The organism is Kaistia granuli DSM 23481 (genome assembly GCF_000380505.1).
Classification (GTDB): Bacteria; Pseudomonadota; Alphaproteobacteria; order Rhizobiales; family Kaistiaceae; genus Kaistia; species Kaistia granuli.
This window is the reverse complement of record NZ_AQYH01000002.1, coordinates 47200-64192: the sequence shown is the minus strand read 5'-3', so window position 1 is coordinate 64192 and position 16993 is coordinate 47200. Positions and strand designations below refer to the sequence as shown.

The following is a 16993-nucleotide window of genomic DNA, read 5'->3' as shown; positions in this document are numbered from 1 at the left end:
CCAATTTTTGCTGATAGGACGCCACCGATGGCCGGACATTCACAATTCAAGAACATCATGCACCGCAAGGGTGCGGCCGATGCCAAGCGCTCAAAGGCCTTCGCCAAGCTGGCGCGTGAAATCACCGTCGCCGCCAAGCTCGGCCTGCCGGATCCGAAGATGAATTCGCGCCTGCGCCTGGCCATCCAGAACGCCCGCGCCGAAAACATGCCCAAGGACGTTGTCGATCGCGCCATCAAGAAGGCGGCCGGCGCCGATGGCGAGAACTATGACGAGATGCGCTACGAGGGCTACGGCCCCGGCGGCATCGCCGTCGTCGTCGAGGCGCTGACCGACAACAAGAACCGCACGGCGAGCGCGGTGCGCTCCTATTTCACCCGCTCCGGCGGTGCGCTCGGTGAAACCGGCGCGGTGTCGTTCATGTTCGATCACGTCGGCCAGATCCTCTACAAGGCCGAGGTTGGCTCTGCCGACAAGGTTCTGGACGCGGCGATCGAGGCCGGCGCCGACGACGTGCAGAGTAGCGAGGAAGGCCACGAGATCATCACCGCCTTCGAGAATCTCAACGACGTCTCCAAGGCGCTCGAAGAGACGCTCGGCGAGCCGGAATCGGTCAAGGCGATCTGGAAGCCGCAGAACCTCGTGCCGGTCGACGAGGAGAAGGCGGTCAGCGTCATGAAGCTGATCGACGCGCTCGACGACGATGATGACGTGCAGAACGTCTACACCAACTTCGAGGTTTCCGACGAAGTCATGCAGAAGCTGACCGCCGCCTGAGGCTCGCCGTTATCGCCGGCCCGACACGCTCGGGCCGGCCCGCCATTCGACGCAGCCGGCTCGACACATGCCTGGCCCGCTCTCATTGCGCACCCGCGATCGTCGCGTCCGGCAATGGAGTGCATCATGCGACTGGCCATTCTCGCTTCCGTTTCGTTACTCGCCGTCGCCTCTGCCGCCGCCTGGCGCAGCAGGCCGCTATGCCCGACCGCGTCTGCGGCGCCTTCGAGAGCTTTGCCGGCGACGTGCTGACGCTGAAGATGCCGGACCGAAAGTCCGAGGCGGTCCAGATGCCGCCCGCCGTCAATGTCACTGCTGAAGCCCGGCGCGGCCGTCTCCGTGTTCGTCGAGCAGGCCGATGACGGCAGCTTGCGGGCGCGGGCGGTGCAGGCCGAAATTGACGGCGTCAAGCCGCTCTAGCCTCTGGCTTCGCGCCGATGTTCTCCGAATGTTCTTCACAACGGCGCGAGGGTCGGCTAGGCCTTTGGCATGACCCATACGATTCGCATCATCGGCATCGACCCCGGATTGCGCCGCACCGGCTGGGGCGTCGTCGAGAGCCGGGGCAACGCGCTCTCCTTCGTCGCCTCGGGAACGGTGAAGGCGCCGCTCGACGGCGAGCTGGCGCATCGCCTGGTCGCGCTGCATCACGGCCTGACCGAGGTGATGAACCACTACAAGCCGGATGAGGCGGCGGTCGAGCAGACCTTCGTCAACAAGGACGCCACGGCGACGCTGAAGCTCGGCCATGCGCGTGGCATCGCGCTGCTGGTGCCGGCGCTCGCCGGCATGTCGGTGGCGGAGTATTCGCCGAACTCGGTCAAGAAGACGATCGTTGGCGCCGGCCACGCCAACAAGGAACAGATCCGCATGATGGTGAAGGTGCTTCTGCCGAAGGCGGAGTTCGACACCGACGACGCCGCGGATGCGCTGGGCATCGCCATCTGCCACGTTCACCACCGCGTTTCGCTCGCCCGCATGATGCGGGCGGCGGGCTGACGCGGTTCTGGAAGTCAGGTTCATCCGGGAAGTGCGCGACTTTCCGGAATCACGGGCGCGGAGGCCGGCGGAAGCATGATCGGTAAGCTCAAGGGTATCGTCGATTCGTTTGGCGACGACTGGGTGATCCTCGATGTCGGCGGTGTGGGTTATCAGGTCCATTGTTCGAGCCGGACGCTGCAGGGATTGCCGTCGCCCGGCGAGGCGGCGCAGCTCGCCATCGAGACCTATGTCCGCGAGGACATGATCAAGCTGTTCGGCTTCGGCGCCGATGTCGAGCGCGAGTGGTTTCGCCTGCTGATGACCGTGCAGGGCGTCGGCTCGAAGGTGGCGCTCGCCATTCTCGGCATCCTGAAGCCGGCCGATCTCGCTAACGCCATCGCGCTGCAGGACAAGGCCCAGGTGTCGCGGGCGCCGGGCGTCGGCCCGAAGGTGGCGGCGCGCATCGTCGCCGAACTCAAGGACAAGGCGCCGGCCTTCTCGACCGCCGATCCGGCCGTCATCGCCATGCAGGATGAACTCGCCGACCGTCGGGCGCCGCAGCCGGTCGCCGACGCCGTCTCGGCGCTGACCAATCTCGGCTATCCGCAGGTGCAGGCGAGCGCCGCCGTCGCCGCCGCCGCCCGCAATGCCGGGGAGGGCGCGACCACCGAGACGCTGATCCGGCTCGGCCTGAAGGAACTGGCGCGATGACGGCTTGCCGTGCCGTCGCCAGCTGCCGGGTGAGGGGACCGTGACCGAGTTTCGCGCCGCGCTGGCGGAGCGCTGGCCGACCGTGCTGATCTTCGCCTTGCTGGGGCCGTTCCTGTTCATGCTGACCGACATGGCGCTCGAGCAGATCGGCCAGGCCGAGGGGCTGTCCCTGGAGCGGCTGCGGATCTGGATCGTCGGCGATGTCTTCTGGGTGTCGCGCCTGGTGTTCATCCTCTGTGCGCTGCCGGCCGGTGCGGCGGGCGCCTGGATCGCCTGGCGCGATGCGCGCGGCGAGCGGTCGGGCCGGCTGGTCGTGTATCTGTCGGCCTTTCTCGGTCTCGTCGGCGCCGTGTTCTTCGCCCGCAACCTTTTCGTCTTCACGCCGCCGCCTTTCGGCGCTCAACTGGCGATCGGTGGACGGGCTTTTGTGAGCGTGGTCCTGGCAGGTGTCGTCTGCTACGGACTGAGCCGACCATTCGCGCGGCCGGTGTGGTCGCAGGAGGAACGATGAGCGACAGCCGCTTGATTGACGGGGCCCCGCAGGAAGACGACGTCGATCGCACGCTGCGCCCGCAGGTTCTCGCCGATTTCGTCGGCCAGGCGCAGGCGCGCGCCAATCTCTCCGTCTTCATCGAGGCGGCGCGCGGCCGCAAGGAAGCGCTCGACCACGTGCTGTTCGTCGGGCCGCCCGGCCTGGGCAAGACGACGCTGGCGCAGATCGTCTCGCGCGAGCTCGGCGTCAATTTTCGCGCCACCTCCGGGCCCGTCATCGCCAAGGCAGGCGATCTCGCGGCGCTCCTGACCAATCTCGAGGAACGCGACGTCCTCTTCATCGACGAGATCCACCGCCTGAGCCCGGCGGTCGAGGAAATCCTCTATCCGGCGATGGAGGATTTCCAGCTCGACCTGATCATCGGCGAGGGGCCGGCGGCCCGCTCGGTGAAGATCGACCTGGCGAAGTTCACGCTGGTCGCGGCGACCACCCGTCTCGGCCTGCTGACGACGCCTTTGCGCGACCGTTTCGGCATTCCGGTCCGCCTGCAGTTCTATACCGTGCCGGAACTTGAGCACATCGTGTCGCGCGGGGCGCGGCTGATGGGCATCGGCATGACGCCGGATGGCGCTACCGAGATCGCCCGCCGCTCGCGCGGCACGCCGCGCGTCGCCGGCAGGCTGCTCCGGCGGGTGCGTGATTTTGCCCTGGTCGAGGGGCCGGGCACCATCACGCGCGAGGTCGCCGACAGCGCGCTGCTCCGGCTCGAGGTCGACAGCATGGGCTTCGATTCGCTCGACCGGCGCTACATGTCGACCATCGCCGTCTCGTTTGGCGGCGGACCGGTCGGCATCGAGACGATCGCCGCCGCCCTGTCGGAGCCGCGTGACGCGATCGAGGAGATCGTCGAGCCCTATCTGATCCAGCAGGGCTTCGTGCAGCGCACCCCGCGCGGGCGTCTCCTGACACCGCACGCCTTCCGCCATCTCGGGCTCGCCGTGCCGACCAACGAGGTCGCCGCGCAGATCCCGCTGTTCGATCCCGGCAAATAGCCGCGCCAGAGGCATCGCATGAGTGACGACTATCCGCATCTCGCCGGACGGCACACGCCGGAAGGCCATGTCCTGCCGGTTCGCATCTATTTCGAGGACACGGATTTCTCCGGCGTCGTCTATCACGGCTCCTATGTCCGGTTCCTCGAGCGCGGGCGGAGCGACTATGTCCGCCTGCTCGGCGTCCACCACAGCGCGCTCGACGCCGGCGAGACGGGCGAGCCGATCGCCTTCGCCGTCCATCGCATGGAGATCGACTTCAAGCGGCCGGCGCGGATCGACGACGTCGTCGAGGTCCTGACCCGCCCGAAGGAGATCCGCGGTGCCCGGATCCTGCTCGCGCAGACGATCCGCAGGGGCACCGAGGTGCTGATCGAGGCGGTCGTGACGGTCGTCCTGGTCAACCGGGCCGGCCGGGCCCAGCGCATTCCCGAGAGCCTGGCGGCGAGGTTTGCCACAGCGTCGAAATAACCATTGCTTAACCATGCCGACACTATAGAGAAGCGTCGCGGCAGCATGGCCAGACTGGCTGAAACGCCCTCAAATGAACAAATTTGAAGGCGAGACACCCAGCCGGATTGTGATGTCCGGCCCGATGCTTGCAGGACATGTCCGTGGCGGGGATCGGCGGTGGATGCGAGTCCATCCTCGCGCCGGTTGTCGCGAGTGATCAACTCCGAGAGGAAGTAAGCGAATGAATCCGGTCGACGTGGGCCAGGCAGCGCTCGACGCGCCGGCAAGCCTGTCGCTCATCTCCCTGTTCTGGCAGGCGCATATCGTCGTCAAGCTGGTTATGCTCGGACTGATCGTCTCCTCGATCTGGAGCTGGGCGATCATCATCGACAAGGTGCTGCTGTTCGGCCGCATCCGTCGCCAGATGGATCGTTTCGAGAAGGTATTCTGGTCCGGTCAGTCGCTCGAGGAGCTCTATCGCTCGCTCTCGAACCGTCCGGCATCCAGCATGGCGGCGCTGTTCGTCGCGGCGATGCGGGAATGGAAGCGCTCCTTCGAGGCCGGCGCGAAGTCGCCAATCGGCCTGCAGATGCGCATCGACCGCGTGCTCGACGTGACGCTCGCCCGCGAATCCGAGCGGATGGAAAGCCGGCTGCTGTTCCTGGCCACCGTCGGTTCGGCCGGCCCGTTCATCGGCCTGTTTGGCACCGTCTGGGGCATCATGTCGTCGTTCCAGGCGATCGCCGCTTCCAAGAACACGTCGCTCGCCGTCGTGGCGCCCGGCATCGCCGAGGCCCTGATGGCAACGGCGCTCGGCCTTCTGGCCGCCATTCCCGCCGTTATCGCCTACAACAAGCTCGCAAGCTCGGCCGGCCAGATCTCGTCGCGCCTCGAAGGCTTCGCCGATGAGTTCTCCGCCATCCTGTCGCGTCAGATCGACGAGAGGGCCTGATCATGGGCATGTCGGTCGGCGGTGGACGGTCAGGGGGCGGCGGACGCGGGGGACGCAGGCGTCGCCGCTCGACCAGTGTCATGAGCGAAATCAACGTCACGCCGTTCGTCGACGTCATCCTGGTGCTGCTGATCATCTTCATGGTCTCGGCGCCGCTTCTGACCGCCGGCGTGCCGCTCGACCTGCCGCAGAGCCAGGCCAAGGCGCTGACCGCCGACAAGGACCCGATCTCCGTCAGCATCAATGCGGAAGGCAAGATCTTCCTGCAGGAGACCGAGATCCCGCTCGACGAGATCGTTCCCAAGCTGAAGGCGATCGCCGCCGCCGGCTATGAGGAGCGCATCTTCGTGCGCGGCGACAAGACCAGCAATTACGGCGCGATCATGCGGGTCATGGGCGCCATCTCCAGCGCCGGCTATCGCAATATCGGGCTCGTCACCGAGGCGACGGACGGCTGATCGATGCGCGCCGGGCTCGCCTTCTCTGCCGCTGCCCACCTCTCGCTTCTGGCCTGGGGTCTCTTCGGGCTGCCTGACACCAAACCGTTCGATGTGACCCAGGTCGAGTCGATGCCGGTCGACCTCGTGCCGATTTCCGAACTGACGAGCCTGCAGAAGGGCAAGAAGACCGCCGAGGTCAAGAACAAGCCGTCGCCGAACAAGCCGTCGGAGAAGGAAGCGCCGAAGCCGGCGCCAACGCCGCCGAAGCCGACCCCGCCGGCAACCCCGCCGCCGCCACCCCCGCCGCCCAAGTCCGAGCCGACCCCGCCTGCGCCGAAGCCGCCGGAGCCGACGCCCGCGCCGCCGGAGCCCGCTCCGCCCGCGCCGGCGCCGCCGGAGGCCGCCAAGCCTGAGCCGGCCCCGCCGGAGCCGACGCCCGAACCCGCTCCCGAGCCGAAGCAGGCCGAGGCCACCCCGCCGCAGCCCGCGCCCAAGCCGCGCGTGAAGCCGACGCCGCCGAAGCCGGTGCAGACCGCCGAGGCGCCGAAGAAGCCGACGGAAAAGACGACCCAGCAGCCGACCCAGAGCACGACGTCGTCCGAATTCGACGCCGACCGGATCGCCGCCCTGCTCGATCGCTCGAAGCCGACCGGCGGCGAGACGGCCAGCCAGGAACCGGAATCCTTCGGTGCGGAAGAGGCGCGCAATCCGAGTGCGACGATGACGCAGAGCGAGATCGACGCGTTGCGCTCCCAGGTTCAGCGCTGCTGGAACATCCCGGTCGGCTGGACCGATCCGAGCGAGGTCACGGTGACGATCCGCTTCAAGCTGAACCAGGACGGCAGCGTCAGCGGCGTGCCGTCGATCCAGCAATATCCGGCCAGCCAGTATGGGACCGTCGCAGCGGAAAGCGCGGTTCGTGCCGTCATGCAGTGCGGTCCCTACCAGCTTCCCGTCGAGAAGTACGATCTCTGGAGCGAGATCCAGATGCGCTTCTCGCCGCAAGGATGATCGTTATCGTCACTGCTCTGCCGTTATCTTCGGCCACAACCGAACCAGCACAGAAGATTTGGATTACAGGATCAGCACCATGACGGTTCACGCCCCCGACAAAGGCGCCGCGGCCGGTTCGCGCCGCTTGACACGAATGAGCCTCGGAGCGGCCATGCTCTTCGCCGCTGCTTTCGTGATGGCGACCGTTCCGTTCACTCAGCGCGCCGAAGCGCTGATCGAGCTCGATGTTACGCAGGGCAACGTCCAGCCGCTGCCGATCGCGATCCCGACCTTCATCGGCGGCACGCCGGCCGATGCGCAGCTCGCCGCCGACGTTTCCGGCGTCATCGCGGCCGATCTCAAGCGTTCGGGCCTGTTCCTGCCGCTCGATCAGGCCTCGTTCATCGAGAAGATCTCGAACCCGAACCAGACGCCGAACTTCCAGAGCTGGACGGTGATCAACGCGCAGGCGCTCGTCACCGGCGGCGTCACCCGCCAGTCGGACGGCCGGCTCCGCGCCGAGTTCCGCCTCTGGGACATCTATGCGGGCCAGCAGATGGCCGGCCAGCAATTCTACACGACGCCGGAAAACTGGCGCCGCGTCGCCCATATCATCGCCGACGCGATCTATGAGCGTCTGACCGGCGAGCAGGGCTATTTCGACAGCCGCGTCGTCTATGTCGACGAGAGCGGTCCGAAGGACAAGCGCGTCAAGCGTCTCGCCATCATGGACCAGGACGGCGCCAATTCGCGCTACCTGACGCGCGGCAACGACCTCGTGCTGACGCCGCGCTTCAGCCCCGCGGCCCAGGAAGTCGTCTACATGTCCTACGGCGCCGACCAGCCGCGGGTCTATCTGCTCAACATCGAGACGGGCCAGCGCGAACTGGTCGGCAATTTCCCCGGCATGACCTTCGCGCCGCGCTTCTCGCCCGACGGTCAGCGCATCGTCATGAGCTTCGAGGACCAGGGCAACGCCAACATCTACGCCATGGACCTGCGCTCGCGCCGGACGACGCGGCTGACCAATTCGGCCTCGATCGACACCAGCCCTTCCTTCTCGCCGGACGGCTCGCGCATCGTCTTCACCTCGGATCGCGGCGGCAGCCAGCAGATCTACGTGATGGGCGCCGACGGCTCCAACCCGCAGCGCATCTCGTTCGGCAAGGGCTCGTACTCGACGCCGGTCTGGTCGCCGCGCGGCGACCTGATCGCCTTCACCCGCCAGGCGCCCGGCGGATTCGCCATCGGCGTGATGAAGCCGGACGGCTCGGGCGAGCGCATCCTGACCGAGGGCTTCCACAATGAAGGCCCGACCTGGTCGCCGAACGGCCGCGTGCTGATGTTCTTCCGCGACACGCCAGGCGCGAATGGCGGTCCGCAGCTCTGGTCGATCGATCTGACGGGCTATAACGAGTTCAAGGTGCCGACCCCGGCATTCGGATCCGATCCGGCCTGGTCACCCTTGATCAACTAGGCCCAACTCGCTAGTTTCCATGCCGCCGGTGCTTCGCGCCGGCGGCATTTTTTTGACGCCGTGCGTAATTCGGTAACGATGTTCCCGCGCCTCGTTAGGCATGTTGGAACCCAGACGGGGCCTAGCGTTTTCCGAGATTGACCCGCCTTCGCGGCGATGGCGTTAACCTCCTCTCAACCACGTTTTTGAACCCGCGTTTAACCAACGGGCTGTTATGACCGCGTCATGTCCGAGTATGGTGGACAAGGAGTTATCTTCATGACGAATACTCACCCCATTCTGCGCGGCGCCAAGTTCGTCGTGTTCCTCGGTGCGGCGCTCGCGCTGGCAGCCTGCGCCAACAAGCCGGGTGCCGGCGGCGCGGGTGGCGCCGGCGGTATGGGCGGCGGCATCGGTTCCGCGAGCCCGGGCAGCGCCCAGGATTTCGTGGTCAATGTCGGCGACCGCATCTTCTTCGAGACCGACCAGACCGACGTTTCGTCGGCCAATCGCTCGACGCTCGACAAGCAGGCCCAGTGGCTGCAGCAGTATCCGCGCTACCAGGTCACGATCGAAGGCCATGCCGACGAGCGCGGCACGCGTGAATACAACATCGCGCTCGGCGCTCGTCGCGCCACCAACACCAAGAACTACCTGGTTTCGCGCGGCATCGCGCCGAACCGCATCCGCACCATCTCCTATGGCAAGGAGCGCCCGGTCGCCGTCTGCAACGACATCTCGTGCTGGTCGCAGAACCGCCGCGCTGTCACCGTGTTGAACAACGCCGGCTCGTGATCGCAGTCCACCATACGGTTTGACGGAAACGGCGGCCTCTGGCCGCCGTTTCTGTATGCCCGCGCCCCAATTTGGCCGAACTCGACCCGCCCAGATAGACGCTTGGGTGCGATGCGGCAGGGCCGCGCCGCGACGATCGTTCAACGGATGGGCTGATGAGACAGAGAATTCCGATCCTGACCGCGGTGTTGTTCGCGGCAGGTCTGACTTTCGCGACGACGGGGCCGGCAGATGCCGGGCTGTTCGATCGCCTGAAGCGCAATCCCGACAATGCCGAGCAGGGTTTGCACCCGCCTGGCAGCGTCGGCGACGGTGTCGTCAACGTGCAGTCGCCGCAGAGCGAGGGCCAGTCCGCCCTGCGCATGGACCGGATCGAGCAGCAGATGCGCGACATGACGGGCCAGATCGAGCAGTTGACCTTCCAGGTGCGCCAGCTCCAGGAACAGTTGCAGCGCGCGCAGCAGGATACCGATTTCCGCCTGAAGGGCGTCGAGGGTGGCGGCAAGCGTTCCGAGGCGCCGGCGGCGAAGCCGCGCGCCAACAATCGCGCCGCCGCGGCCGACCCGGCGCCGCAACCGGTTCCGGGCGACGCCATTGGTGATGCCATCGGTTCGACCGATGGAGAGATGGAGGGTCCGGGCGCCGGGCAGGGCGCGCCGCCGCGCGCGCTCGGCCAGTTGACGCTCGATCCCAACGCCCCCGTCGGCGGCCAGCCGATGGATCTGTCGCAAGGGGGCGGGGCGGGTTCCGCGCCGCAGGCGACCGCCAGCGCGCGCGCCGACTACGAGGCGGCCTATGCCCTGGTGATGAAGGGCGACTACGACGTCGCCGAGGCGGCGTTCCGCCAGTTCCTGCAGGCGCATCCGAAGGATCCGCTCGCCGCCGATGCCCAGTACTGGGTTGGCGAGAGCCTCTATGCACGCCAGGATTTCCGCGGCTCGGCCGATGCGTTCCTGTCCGGCTACAAGCAGTATCCGAAGAGCGGCAAGGCCGCCGACATGCTGCTGAAGCTCGGCATGTCGCTCGCCGGCCTCAACCAGCGCGAGGCGGCTTGCGCCACCTATGCCGAAGTGCTGAAGCAATACCCGAAGAGCTCGAATGCGCTGCTGCAGCGAGTGAAGCAAGAACAGGCCAGTGCCAGCTGCTGAAGACCCCGGACGAATTGCGGACGCGACGCTCGAAGCGATCTTCGCGCCGTTCGCCAAGGCGGAGCGCCTGGCGCTCGCCGTCTCCGGTGGCGCCGATTCCCTCGCTCTCCTGATCCTCGCGCAACGCTGGCGCTCGGCCCGTGATAACGGGCCCGCTCTTCTCGTCCTGACGGTCGATCACGGCCTCCGGCCCGAATCGGCGGAGGAGGCGCGCCTGGTCGGCCGGGTCGCGGCCCGCTACCAGCTGCCGTTTCAAGGCCTTTCCTGGGCCGGCCCGGCTCCAGCCGCCGGCGTCGAGGCCGCCGCCCGCGCCGCGCGGTATCGGCTTCTGATCGATGCGGCCCGCGCCGCCGGGGCGACACACCTTGTCACGGCGCATCATCGCGACGACCAGGCCGAGACCTTCCTGATGCGTCTGGCGCGCGGCTCCGGCGTCTATGGACTTGCCGCCATGGCGGTGGATGTCGATCGCGGAGGTGTCCATCTGGTCCGGCCCCTGCTCGACATTCCGCACGCGGTCCTCGTCGAAGTCGTGCGGGCCGCCGGGATCACGCCGGCGGCCGATCCGCACAACAGCGATCGCAGCTTCGACCGCGTCCGCATGCGCCAGCTGATGCCCATGCTCGCCGGGGAAGGGCTCGACGCTGCGACGCTGGCGGCGACCGCGCGCCGCCTGTCCCGCGCCGCCACAGCACTCGATCATTATGTCGGCCGGCTGTTCGACGAAGCAGCCGTCGCCGACGCGACGGGCGCGGTTCGGTTGCGGGCCGACCTCTGGGCGAACGAGCCGGACGAAATCCGCCTGCGGGCGCTCGCCCGCATTCTGCGCGCCGTCGGCGGTGGCGCCTATGTGCCTCGGCTCGAGAGCCTGGAGGCGCTGGAAGCCGCCATGCGTGCCGACGAAGGCTTCGCCGCCCGTACTCTGGCCGGAACAATCATCGACCTCCGGAAGGGCGAATTCCGCTTCCAGCGCGAGCCCGGTCGCGACGGACTGCCGGCGTTCGTCGTCGAGGATGGGTTCGACGGCATCTGGGACGGCCGTTTCCGGGTCCACCTTTCCGCCCGCGAAGCCGGGGCGTTTACCATCGCGGCGCTCGGCGAGGCGGGACGGCGACAATTTGCCGTCTGTGTACCGCAGGGCCTGCCGCGGGCGATCGAGGCATTGCCGGCGCTCCGGCGCGGCGCGGCGATGCTCGCTTGTCCGGGCCTTGGAATCGCGGCCGATCCTGCGCTCGGGATCGGCTTTTCAGCCTCATCCCTGGTTGCGGCGCGGATGCGGGATCCCCTCCGCCACGACGATCCGGGCGCCTGATCTAAACCATTGCCGCATTTTCCGCGCTTTCATTGGCAATGCTCATATTGGCTTAAGCGGTCTGGCCACCTATCTTAGCTTCAAATGAGCGGCACCCGGCCGCATCCTGCCCTTGAAGGGATTCTGATGAACGCGAATTTTCGCAACTTCGCAGTGTGGGTCATCATTGGCCTGCTGCTGATCGCCCTGTTCAATCTGTTCCAGAACCCCGGCCCCCGCGCCGCCGGTCAGGACATTGCCTATTCGCAGTTCCTGAGCGACGTCGACAGCGGTCGCGTGCGTAGCGTTGTGATCGCCGGCCAGCAGATCACCGGCAGCTACACGGACAATGCCAGCTTCCAGACCTTCGCGCCGAACGACGCGGATCTGGTCAAGCGGCTCGAGAACAAGAGCATCTCGATCACGGCGAAGCCGCCGACCGAAGGCGGTACTTCGCTGATCGGCGTGCTGATCTCGTGGTTCCCGATGTTCCTGATCCTCGCCGTCTGGATCTTCTTCATGCGGCAGATGCAAGGTGGCGCCGGCGGCAAGGCGATGGGCTTCGGCAAGTCCAAGGCCAAGCTCCTGACCGAAGCGCATGGCCGCGTCACCTTTGACGACGTCGCCGGTGTGGACGAGGCCAAGGAAGACCTGCAGGAGATCGTCGAGTTCCTGCGCGACCCGCAGAAGTTCCAGCGCCTCGGCGGCCGGATTCCGCGCGGCGTGCTCCTGGTCGGCCCTCCGGGTACCGGCAAGACGCTGACGGCCCGCGCCGTCGCCGGCGAAGCCAATGTGCCGTTCTTCACCATCTCGGGTTCCGACTTCGTCGAAATGTTCGTCGGTGTCGGCGCGTCCCGCGTGCGCGACATGTTCGAGCAGGCGAAGAAGAACTCGCCCTGCATCATCTTCATCGACGAAATCGACGCGGTCGGCCGTCATCGCGGCGCCGGTCTCGGCGGCGGCAATGACGAGCGCGAGCAGACGCTGAACCAGCTCCTGGTCGAGATGGACGGCTTCGAGCAGAACGAAGGCGTCATCATCATCGCCGCGACCAACCGTCCGGACGTGCTGGACCCGGCGCTGCTGCGTCCCGGTCGTTTCGACCGCCAGGTCGTGATCCCGAACCCGGACGTCATCGGCCGCGAGAAGATCCTGAAGGTGCACGCCCGCAAGGTGCCGATGGCGCCGGATGTCGACCTGAAGACTCTCGCCCGCGGCACGCCCGGCTTCTCCGGCGCCGATCTGATGAACCTGGTCAACGAAGGTGCCCTGCTGGCGGCCCGCCGCAACAAGCGCATCGTCACCATGGCCGAGTTCGAGGACGCCAAGGACAAGGTGATGATGGGCGCCGAGCGCAAGTCACTCGCCATGACCGCCGACGAGAAGCGCAACACCGCCTATCACGAGGCCGGCCACGCCATCATCGCGATGTTGTTGTCGTCGACGATCGACCCGATCCACAAGGCTACCATCATCCCGCGCGGCCGTTCGCTCGGCATGGTGATGACGCTGCCGGAATCGGACCGCTACAACTGGACCTATGAGAAGGCCAAGTCGCGCCTGATCATGCTGTTCGGCGGCCGCGAGGCCGAGATCCTGACCTTCGGTCCGGAGAAGGTGACGACCGGTGCCTCGGGCGACATCCAGATGGCAACCAGCCTCGCACGCTCCATGGTGATGGAGTGGGGCATGTCCGAGCGTCTCGGTCGCGTGCGCTATCGTTCGAACGAGCAGGAGGTCTTCCTCGGTCATTCGGTCGCCCAGTCGACCAACATCTCCGACGAGACCGCCAAGATCATCGACGAGGAAGTGCGCAAGCTGATCGAGGAGGGCGAGAGCGAGGCACGGCGTCTCATCACCGAGAACCGTGACAAGTTCGTCGCCATCGCCGAGGCGCTGCTCGAATACGAGACGCTGTCGGGCGAGGAGATCAAGAACCTGCTCGACGGCAAGCCGCCGATCCGCGACACCGGCGACGATACGCCGCCGTCGCGCCCCTCGGTGGTGCCGACCACGCGTGGGCCGCGCCCGAAGGGCGATACCGGCCTCGAGCCGCAGCCGCAGGTCTGACCGGCGCGCTGGCTTGAAACAAAAAAGGCGGGACCTCGCGGTCCCGCCTTTTTCATGCGCGCTTGCCGGTCAGGCGGCCTTGCGGGTGTCGGCGGCGATGATCGAGGCGCTGTCGGTGATCACCGCGCCATAGATGGTGCGCAGGTACTCGATGGCGGCCTGGTTGTCGACGCCGTCGAACACGCAGACGCCGTCGGCCGGGATCTCGATGCCGTAGCCGCGCACGAAGGCGCTGTAGCTAGTGTGGCGGACGCAGCAATGGGTGTGCTGGCCGACGACGACGACGTCGGTGACCCCGTATTGCTGGAAGGCCGCGTCGAGGTCGGTCTCGTCGAAGGCGCTGTAGAAGCGCTTGGGCGAGACGATCTCGCGTGGCGCGCCGATTGGCGCCAGTGCGTCGATCACGTCGGCGCCACGCGTGCCCGCCATCGCATGCGGCCCCCAGATGGCGATCTCGGCATCGTCGGCGCGGTGGGCGTCGTTGGAATAGACCACCAGCCAGTCGGGATGGCTCCGGGCGTGTTCGATCAGCGTCTGGATCGCCGGCACGATCCTCGAGGCGTGCGTCTCGTTCTGGAGTACGCCGGTATAGAAGTCGTTCAGCATGTCGACGACGATGAGGGCCTTCATGTCCTGCTCCGGTTCGGGGGAAGGGAGGCCTCCATGCCAGCTCGCTTCCCGTCAGGGAAAGCACGTTCCGTAACGGCGTGAAACATTCGACACCCGAATGCCGCCGAAAGCCCGGAAACCGGAATTTCTCAATCAAATCTGTACCTTATGGTCAAATAATCGCGGGCGTCTCCGGTTGTGGCTGTCCGGTGTTTCCCGCTTCGCCGGTGGGCGTGTAACAGACGCTCACGATTTTTGAATTCTTTCGCCGCAATGCTGGTTTATGACTGCGCGCCTATCGACGGGGACGGATTCACGCATGGTACGCAAATTTTTCGGCACGGACGGCATCCGCGGCAAGGCCAACGCCTTTCCGATCACGCCGCAACTCGCGTTGCAGGTCGGGATCGCCGCCGGGCTGGCTTTCCGGAATGGCGGCCATCGACACCGCGTCGTGATCGGCAAGGACACGCGCCTCTCGGGCTACATGATCGAGCCGGCGCTGACGGCGGGCTTCACCGCCGCCGGCATGGACGTGTTCCTGCTCGGTCCGATGCCGACGCCGGCCGTCGCCATGCTGACCCGTTCGCTGCGCGCCGATCTCGGCGTCATGATCTCCGCCTCGCACAACCCTTATGAGGACAACGGCATCAAGCTGTTCGGTCCGGACGGCTACAAGCTCTCCGATGAGACCGAGGCCAAGATCGAGGCGCTGATCGAGGAGGATCTCTCCGATCGCCTCGCTGCCTCCGCCGATCTCGGCCGCGCCAAGCGCATCGACGGCATGCGCGACCGCTACATCGAATTCGCCAAGCGGACGATGCCGAAGGCCTTCGACCTGACCGGCCTGCGCGTCGTCATCGATTGCGCCAACGGCGCCGCCTACAAGGTGGCGCCGGAAGCGCTGTGGGAACTCGGCGCCGAGGTGATCACCATCGGCGCCGAACCCGATGGCTTCAACATCAACCTCGACGTCGGTTCGACGGCGCCGGATGCGCTGCGCCGCAAGGTGCATGAGGTCCGCGCCGATATCGGCATCGCGCTCGATGGCGACGCCGACCGCGTCATCATCGTCGACGAGAATGGCGAGGTCGTCGACGGCGACCAGCTGATGGCCGTGGTCGCCCAGTCCTGGGCCGAAGACGGCCTGCTGTCGCAGCCGGGCATTGTCGCCACCGTAATGTCGAATCTCGGCCTCGAGCGCTATCTGGACTCGCTCGGCCTGTCGCTCGCCCGCACCAAGGTCGGCGACCGCTATGTCGTCGAGCACATGCGCCAGCACGGCTTCAATGTCGGCGGCGAGCAGTCCGGCCACCTGATCCTGTCGGATTTCTCGACAACCGGCGACGGCTTGGTCTCGGCGCTGCAGATCCTCGCCGTGGTGCGCAAGACCGGCAAGCCGGTCAGCGAGGTGTGCCGGCGCTTCGAGCCGGTGCCGCAGATCCTGAAGAACATCCGCTTCGGCGGCGGCAGGCCGCTCGAGATCGCCAGTGTCCAGGCGGCGATCGCCGATGGCGAGGCGCGGCTCGGCCGCTCCGGCCGCGTCGTGATCCGCCCCTCCGGCACCGAGCCGCTGATCCGCGTCATGGCCGAGGGCGACGACCACATGCTGGTCGAAGCCGTCGTCGATGACATCATCGGCGCGCTGAAGCAGGTCGCCTGAGGCGGCCGCCGCCGTCGGCGCCAAGCCGCCGGCTGATGTTTCGATCGTCAATCCAGCCTTGGCTGCCGCTCGCCGCGCCGCTCCTGGCGCGACGCAGGTCGCGGCGGAATGGCTGCGTCGCCGCGGGGGCGATGCAACTTCGCCACACCGGATTATGCTTAACCTTCCGTTACGGACGAAAGATCGTGGTTAAGAGTTGTAGTTAATCCCATGTTAAAGGGTTCCGGTTGAAATCCTCCCCCATGTGAGTTTTCGAGATCGCGCCTCGTCGCGTGATCCGGTCTTCGAGGGGGTTATGAGATGCGCACTTCGCGGATATGGGCGATCGCGGTCGCCGCCGGCCTGGGTTGCGGTGGCCTGACGGGAACGGCCGTCGCGGCGGATCTGGATCCGATCGTCGAGCCTGTGCCGCTGGCCGTCGGCGGCTGGTATCTGCGCGGCGCCATCGGCATGAGCAATCAGCGGCTGGACAACCTCGAATACCAGTATTTCGAGGCGCCAGGCTATGCCACGGAGTGGATCAACAAGGGCGATTTCTCCTCCGCTCCGACCTTCAGCCTCGGCGCCGGCTACAAGTTCAACGACTGGTTCCGCGCCGATTTGACCGGCCAGTATCGCGGCAAGGCGGACTTTTACGCCTCGCAGCGCGTGTTCGACCTCGAGGGCGTCGGCCAGCCGGCCGTTTACACCGACGATTACACGGCCCGCAAATCCGAGTGGCTGTTCCTCGCCAACGGCTATGTCGACCTCGGCACCTACAAGGGCATCACCCCCTATGTCGGCGCCGGCATCGGCACGTCGCGCAACACGATTTCCGGTTTCCGCGACATCAACACTGAGCGGAACGCCAGCGGTTTCGCCGGTACGGATTCGCAGTGGAACTTCGCCTGGGCGCTGCATGCGGGCGTCGGCTTCCGCGTCACCGAGAACCTGATCTTCGATCTCGGTTACAGCTATGTCGACCTCGGCAACGCGACGACGGCGAGAGCCTACAATTCGAACCCGAACGAGACGCCGCGCGACAATGATGGTTTCAAGTTCAAGAACATCACCTCGCACGACGTCAACTTCGGCATCCGCTACGAGTTCAACTGATCGGATCCGACCCG

At 66.5% G+C, this 16993-nt stretch carries 17 protein-coding genes; 16 read left to right on the top strand and 1 reads right to left on the bottom strand.

Annotated elements, in window-relative coordinates:
• Nucleotides 1-27 precede the first annotated feature (27 nt).
• The 14 genes from G342_RS0101365 (at nt 28) to ftsH (ending at nt 13612) form a co-directional block, all read left to right on the top strand.
• A complete protein-coding gene (locus G342_RS0101365) occupies nt 28-777 on the top strand; it encodes a YebC/PmpR family DNA-binding transcriptional regulator (protein ID WP_018181304.1) in 750 nt (249 codons plus the stop codon).
• A 489-nt stretch (nt 778-1266) separates the two neighbouring features.
• Nucleotides 1267-1776, top strand: coding sequence for a crossover junction endodeoxyribonuclease RuvC (gene ruvC, locus G342_RS0101355; RefSeq protein ID WP_018181302.1), 510 nt, complete (start codon nt 1267-1269; stop codon nt 1774-1776).
• A gap of 75 nt (nt 1777-1851) precedes the next feature.
• A complete protein-coding gene (ruvA, locus tag G342_RS0101350) occupies nt 1852-2469 on the top strand; it encodes a Holliday junction branch migration protein RuvA (protein ID WP_018181301.1) in 618 nt (205 codons plus the stop codon).
• A gap of 40 nt (nt 2470-2509) precedes the next feature.
• Nucleotides 2510-2980: a hypothetical protein gene (locus G342_RS0101345; RefSeq protein ID WP_018181300.1), complete on the top strand. Its 471-nt coding sequence runs from the start codon at nt 2510-2512 to the stop codon at nt 2978-2980.
• The gene (ruvB, locus tag G342_RS0101340; protein ID WP_018181299.1) at nt 2977-4014 is read left to right on the top strand and encodes a Holliday junction branch migration DNA helicase RuvB; all 1038 of its coding nucleotides are present in this window, start codon (nt 2977-2979) and stop codon (nt 4012-4014) included. The genes G342_RS0101345 and ruvB overlap by 4 nt, the downstream gene beginning before the upstream one ends.
• An 18-nt stretch (nt 4015-4032) precedes the next feature.
• On the top strand, nt 4033-4485 hold the full coding sequence (ybgC, locus tag G342_RS0101335) for a tol-pal system-associated acyl-CoA thioesterase (protein ID WP_018181298.1): 453 nt from the start codon (nt 4033-4035) through the stop codon (nt 4483-4485).
• A 223-nt stretch (nt 4486-4708) separates the two neighbouring features.
• Nucleotides 4709-5419, top strand: a complete 711-nt coding sequence (gene tolQ, locus G342_RS0101330; protein ID WP_018181297.1) for a protein TolQ — start codon at nt 4709-4711, stop codon at nt 5417-5419.
• Between the two features lie 2 nt (nt 5420-5421).
• Nucleotides 5422-5877, top strand: a complete 456-nt coding sequence (gene tolR / locus G342_RS0101325; RefSeq protein WP_026304003.1) for a protein TolR — start codon at nt 5422-5424, stop codon at nt 5875-5877.
• A gap of 3 nt (nt 5878-5880) precedes the next feature.
• Complete coding sequence (locus G342_RS26530; RefSeq protein WP_018181295.1) at nt 5881-6870, top strand: hypothetical protein; 990 nt, start codon at nt 5881-5883, stop codon at nt 6868-6870.
• A gap of 154 nt (nt 6871-7024) precedes the next feature.
• Entirely contained in the window at nt 7025-8329 is a 1305-nt protein-coding gene (gene tolB / locus G342_RS0101315) for a Tol-Pal system beta propeller repeat protein TolB (RefSeq protein WP_051094049.1), read from the top strand.
• A gap of 258 nt (nt 8330-8587) precedes the next feature.
• Nucleotides 8588-9103, top strand: a complete 516-nt coding sequence (gene pal / locus G342_RS0101310; RefSeq protein WP_018181293.1) for a peptidoglycan-associated lipoprotein Pal — start codon at nt 8588-8590, stop codon at nt 9101-9103.
• 155 nt (nt 9104-9258) lie between these two features.
• A complete protein-coding gene (ybgF, locus tag G342_RS22885; RefSeq protein WP_018181292.1) occupies nt 9259-10251 on the top strand; it encodes a tol-pal system protein YbgF in 993 nt (330 codons plus the stop codon).
• Nucleotides 10238-11563, top strand: coding sequence for a tRNA lysidine(34) synthetase TilS (tilS, locus tag G342_RS22880; RefSeq protein WP_018181291.1), 1326 nt, complete (start codon nt 10238-10240; stop codon nt 11561-11563). The genes ybgF and tilS overlap by 14 nt, the downstream gene beginning before the upstream one ends.
• Nucleotides 11564-11689: 126 nt before the next feature.
• Complete coding sequence (ftsH, locus tag G342_RS0101295) at nt 11690-13612, top strand: ATP-dependent zinc metalloprotease FtsH (protein ID WP_018181290.1); 1923 nt, start codon at nt 11690-11692, stop codon at nt 13610-13612.
• A gap of 69 nt (nt 13613-13681) precedes the next feature.
• Here ftsH and G342_RS0101290 read toward each other — a convergent pair whose 3' ends face one another.
• A complete protein-coding gene (locus tag G342_RS0101290) occupies nt 13682-14242 on the bottom strand; it encodes a cysteine hydrolase family protein (RefSeq protein WP_018181289.1) in 561 nt (186 codons plus the stop codon).
• Between the two features lie 298 nt (nt 14243-14540).
• On the opposite strand from G342_RS0101290, the gene glmM reads away from it, so the two are divergent.
• Nucleotides 14541-15884: a phosphoglucosamine mutase gene (glmM, locus tag G342_RS0101285; RefSeq protein ID WP_018181288.1), complete on the top strand. Its 1344-nt coding sequence runs from the start codon at nt 14541-14543 to the stop codon at nt 15882-15884.
• Between the two features lie 300 nt (nt 15885-16184).
• Nucleotides 16185-16979 carry an outer membrane protein gene (locus G342_RS0101280; protein WP_018181287.1) on the top strand — a complete coding sequence of 265 codons (795 nt, stop codon included), beginning with the start codon at nt 16185-16187 and terminating at the stop codon, nt 16977-16979.
• Nucleotides 16980-16993: the final 14 nt, after the last annotated feature.

What these genes read in the sequence shown, in the direction of transcription:
- G342_RS0101365 (WP_018181304.1), top strand. Translation starts at nt 28, where the DNA reads ATGGCCGGACATTCACAATTCAAGAACATCATGCACCGCAAGGGTGCG.
- ruvC (WP_018181302.1), top strand. Translation starts at nt 1,267, where the DNA reads ATGACCCATACGATTCGCATCATCGGCATCGACCCCGGATTGCGCCGC.
- ruvA (WP_018181301.1), top strand. Translation starts at nt 1,852, where the DNA reads ATGATCGGTAAGCTCAAGGGTATCGTCGATTCGTTTGGCGACGACTGG.
- ruvB (WP_018181299.1), top strand. Translation starts at nt 2,977, where the DNA reads ATGAGCGACAGCCGCTTGATTGACGGGGCCCCGCAGGAAGACGACGTC.
- ybgC (WP_018181298.1), top strand. Translation starts at nt 4,033, where the DNA reads ATGAGTGACGACTATCCGCATCTCGCCGGACGGCACACGCCGGAAGGC.
- tolQ (WP_018181297.1), top strand. Translation starts at nt 4,709, where the DNA reads ATGAATCCGGTCGACGTGGGCCAGGCAGCGCTCGACGCGCCGGCAAGC.
- tolR (WP_026304003.1), top strand. Translation starts at nt 5,422, where the DNA reads ATGGGCATGTCGGTCGGCGGTGGACGGTCAGGGGGCGGCGGACGCGGG.
- G342_RS26530 (WP_018181295.1), top strand. Translation starts at nt 5,881, where the DNA reads ATGCGCGCCGGGCTCGCCTTCTCTGCCGCTGCCCACCTCTCGCTTCTG.
- tolB (WP_051094049.1), top strand. Translation starts at nt 7,025, where the DNA reads ATGCTCTTCGCCGCTGCTTTCGTGATGGCGACCGTTCCGTTCACTCAG.
- pal (WP_018181293.1), top strand. Translation starts at nt 8,588, where the DNA reads ATGACGAATACTCACCCCATTCTGCGCGGCGCCAAGTTCGTCGTGTTC.
- ybgF (WP_018181292.1), top strand. Translation starts at nt 9,259, where the DNA reads ATGAGACAGAGAATTCCGATCCTGACCGCGGTGTTGTTCGCGGCAGGT.
- ftsH (WP_018181290.1), top strand. Translation starts at nt 11,690, where the DNA reads ATGAACGCGAATTTTCGCAACTTCGCAGTGTGGGTCATCATTGGCCTG.
- G342_RS0101290 (WP_018181289.1), bottom strand. Translation starts at nt 14,242, where the DNA reads ATGAAGGCCCTCATCGTCGTCGACATGCTGAACGACTTCTATACCGGC.
- glmM (WP_018181288.1), top strand. Translation starts at nt 14,541, where the DNA reads ATGGTACGCAAATTTTTCGGCACGGACGGCATCCGCGGCAAGGCCAAC.
- G342_RS0101280 (WP_018181287.1), top strand. Translation starts at nt 16,185, where the DNA reads ATGCGCACTTCGCGGATATGGGCGATCGCGGTCGCCGCCGGCCTGGGT.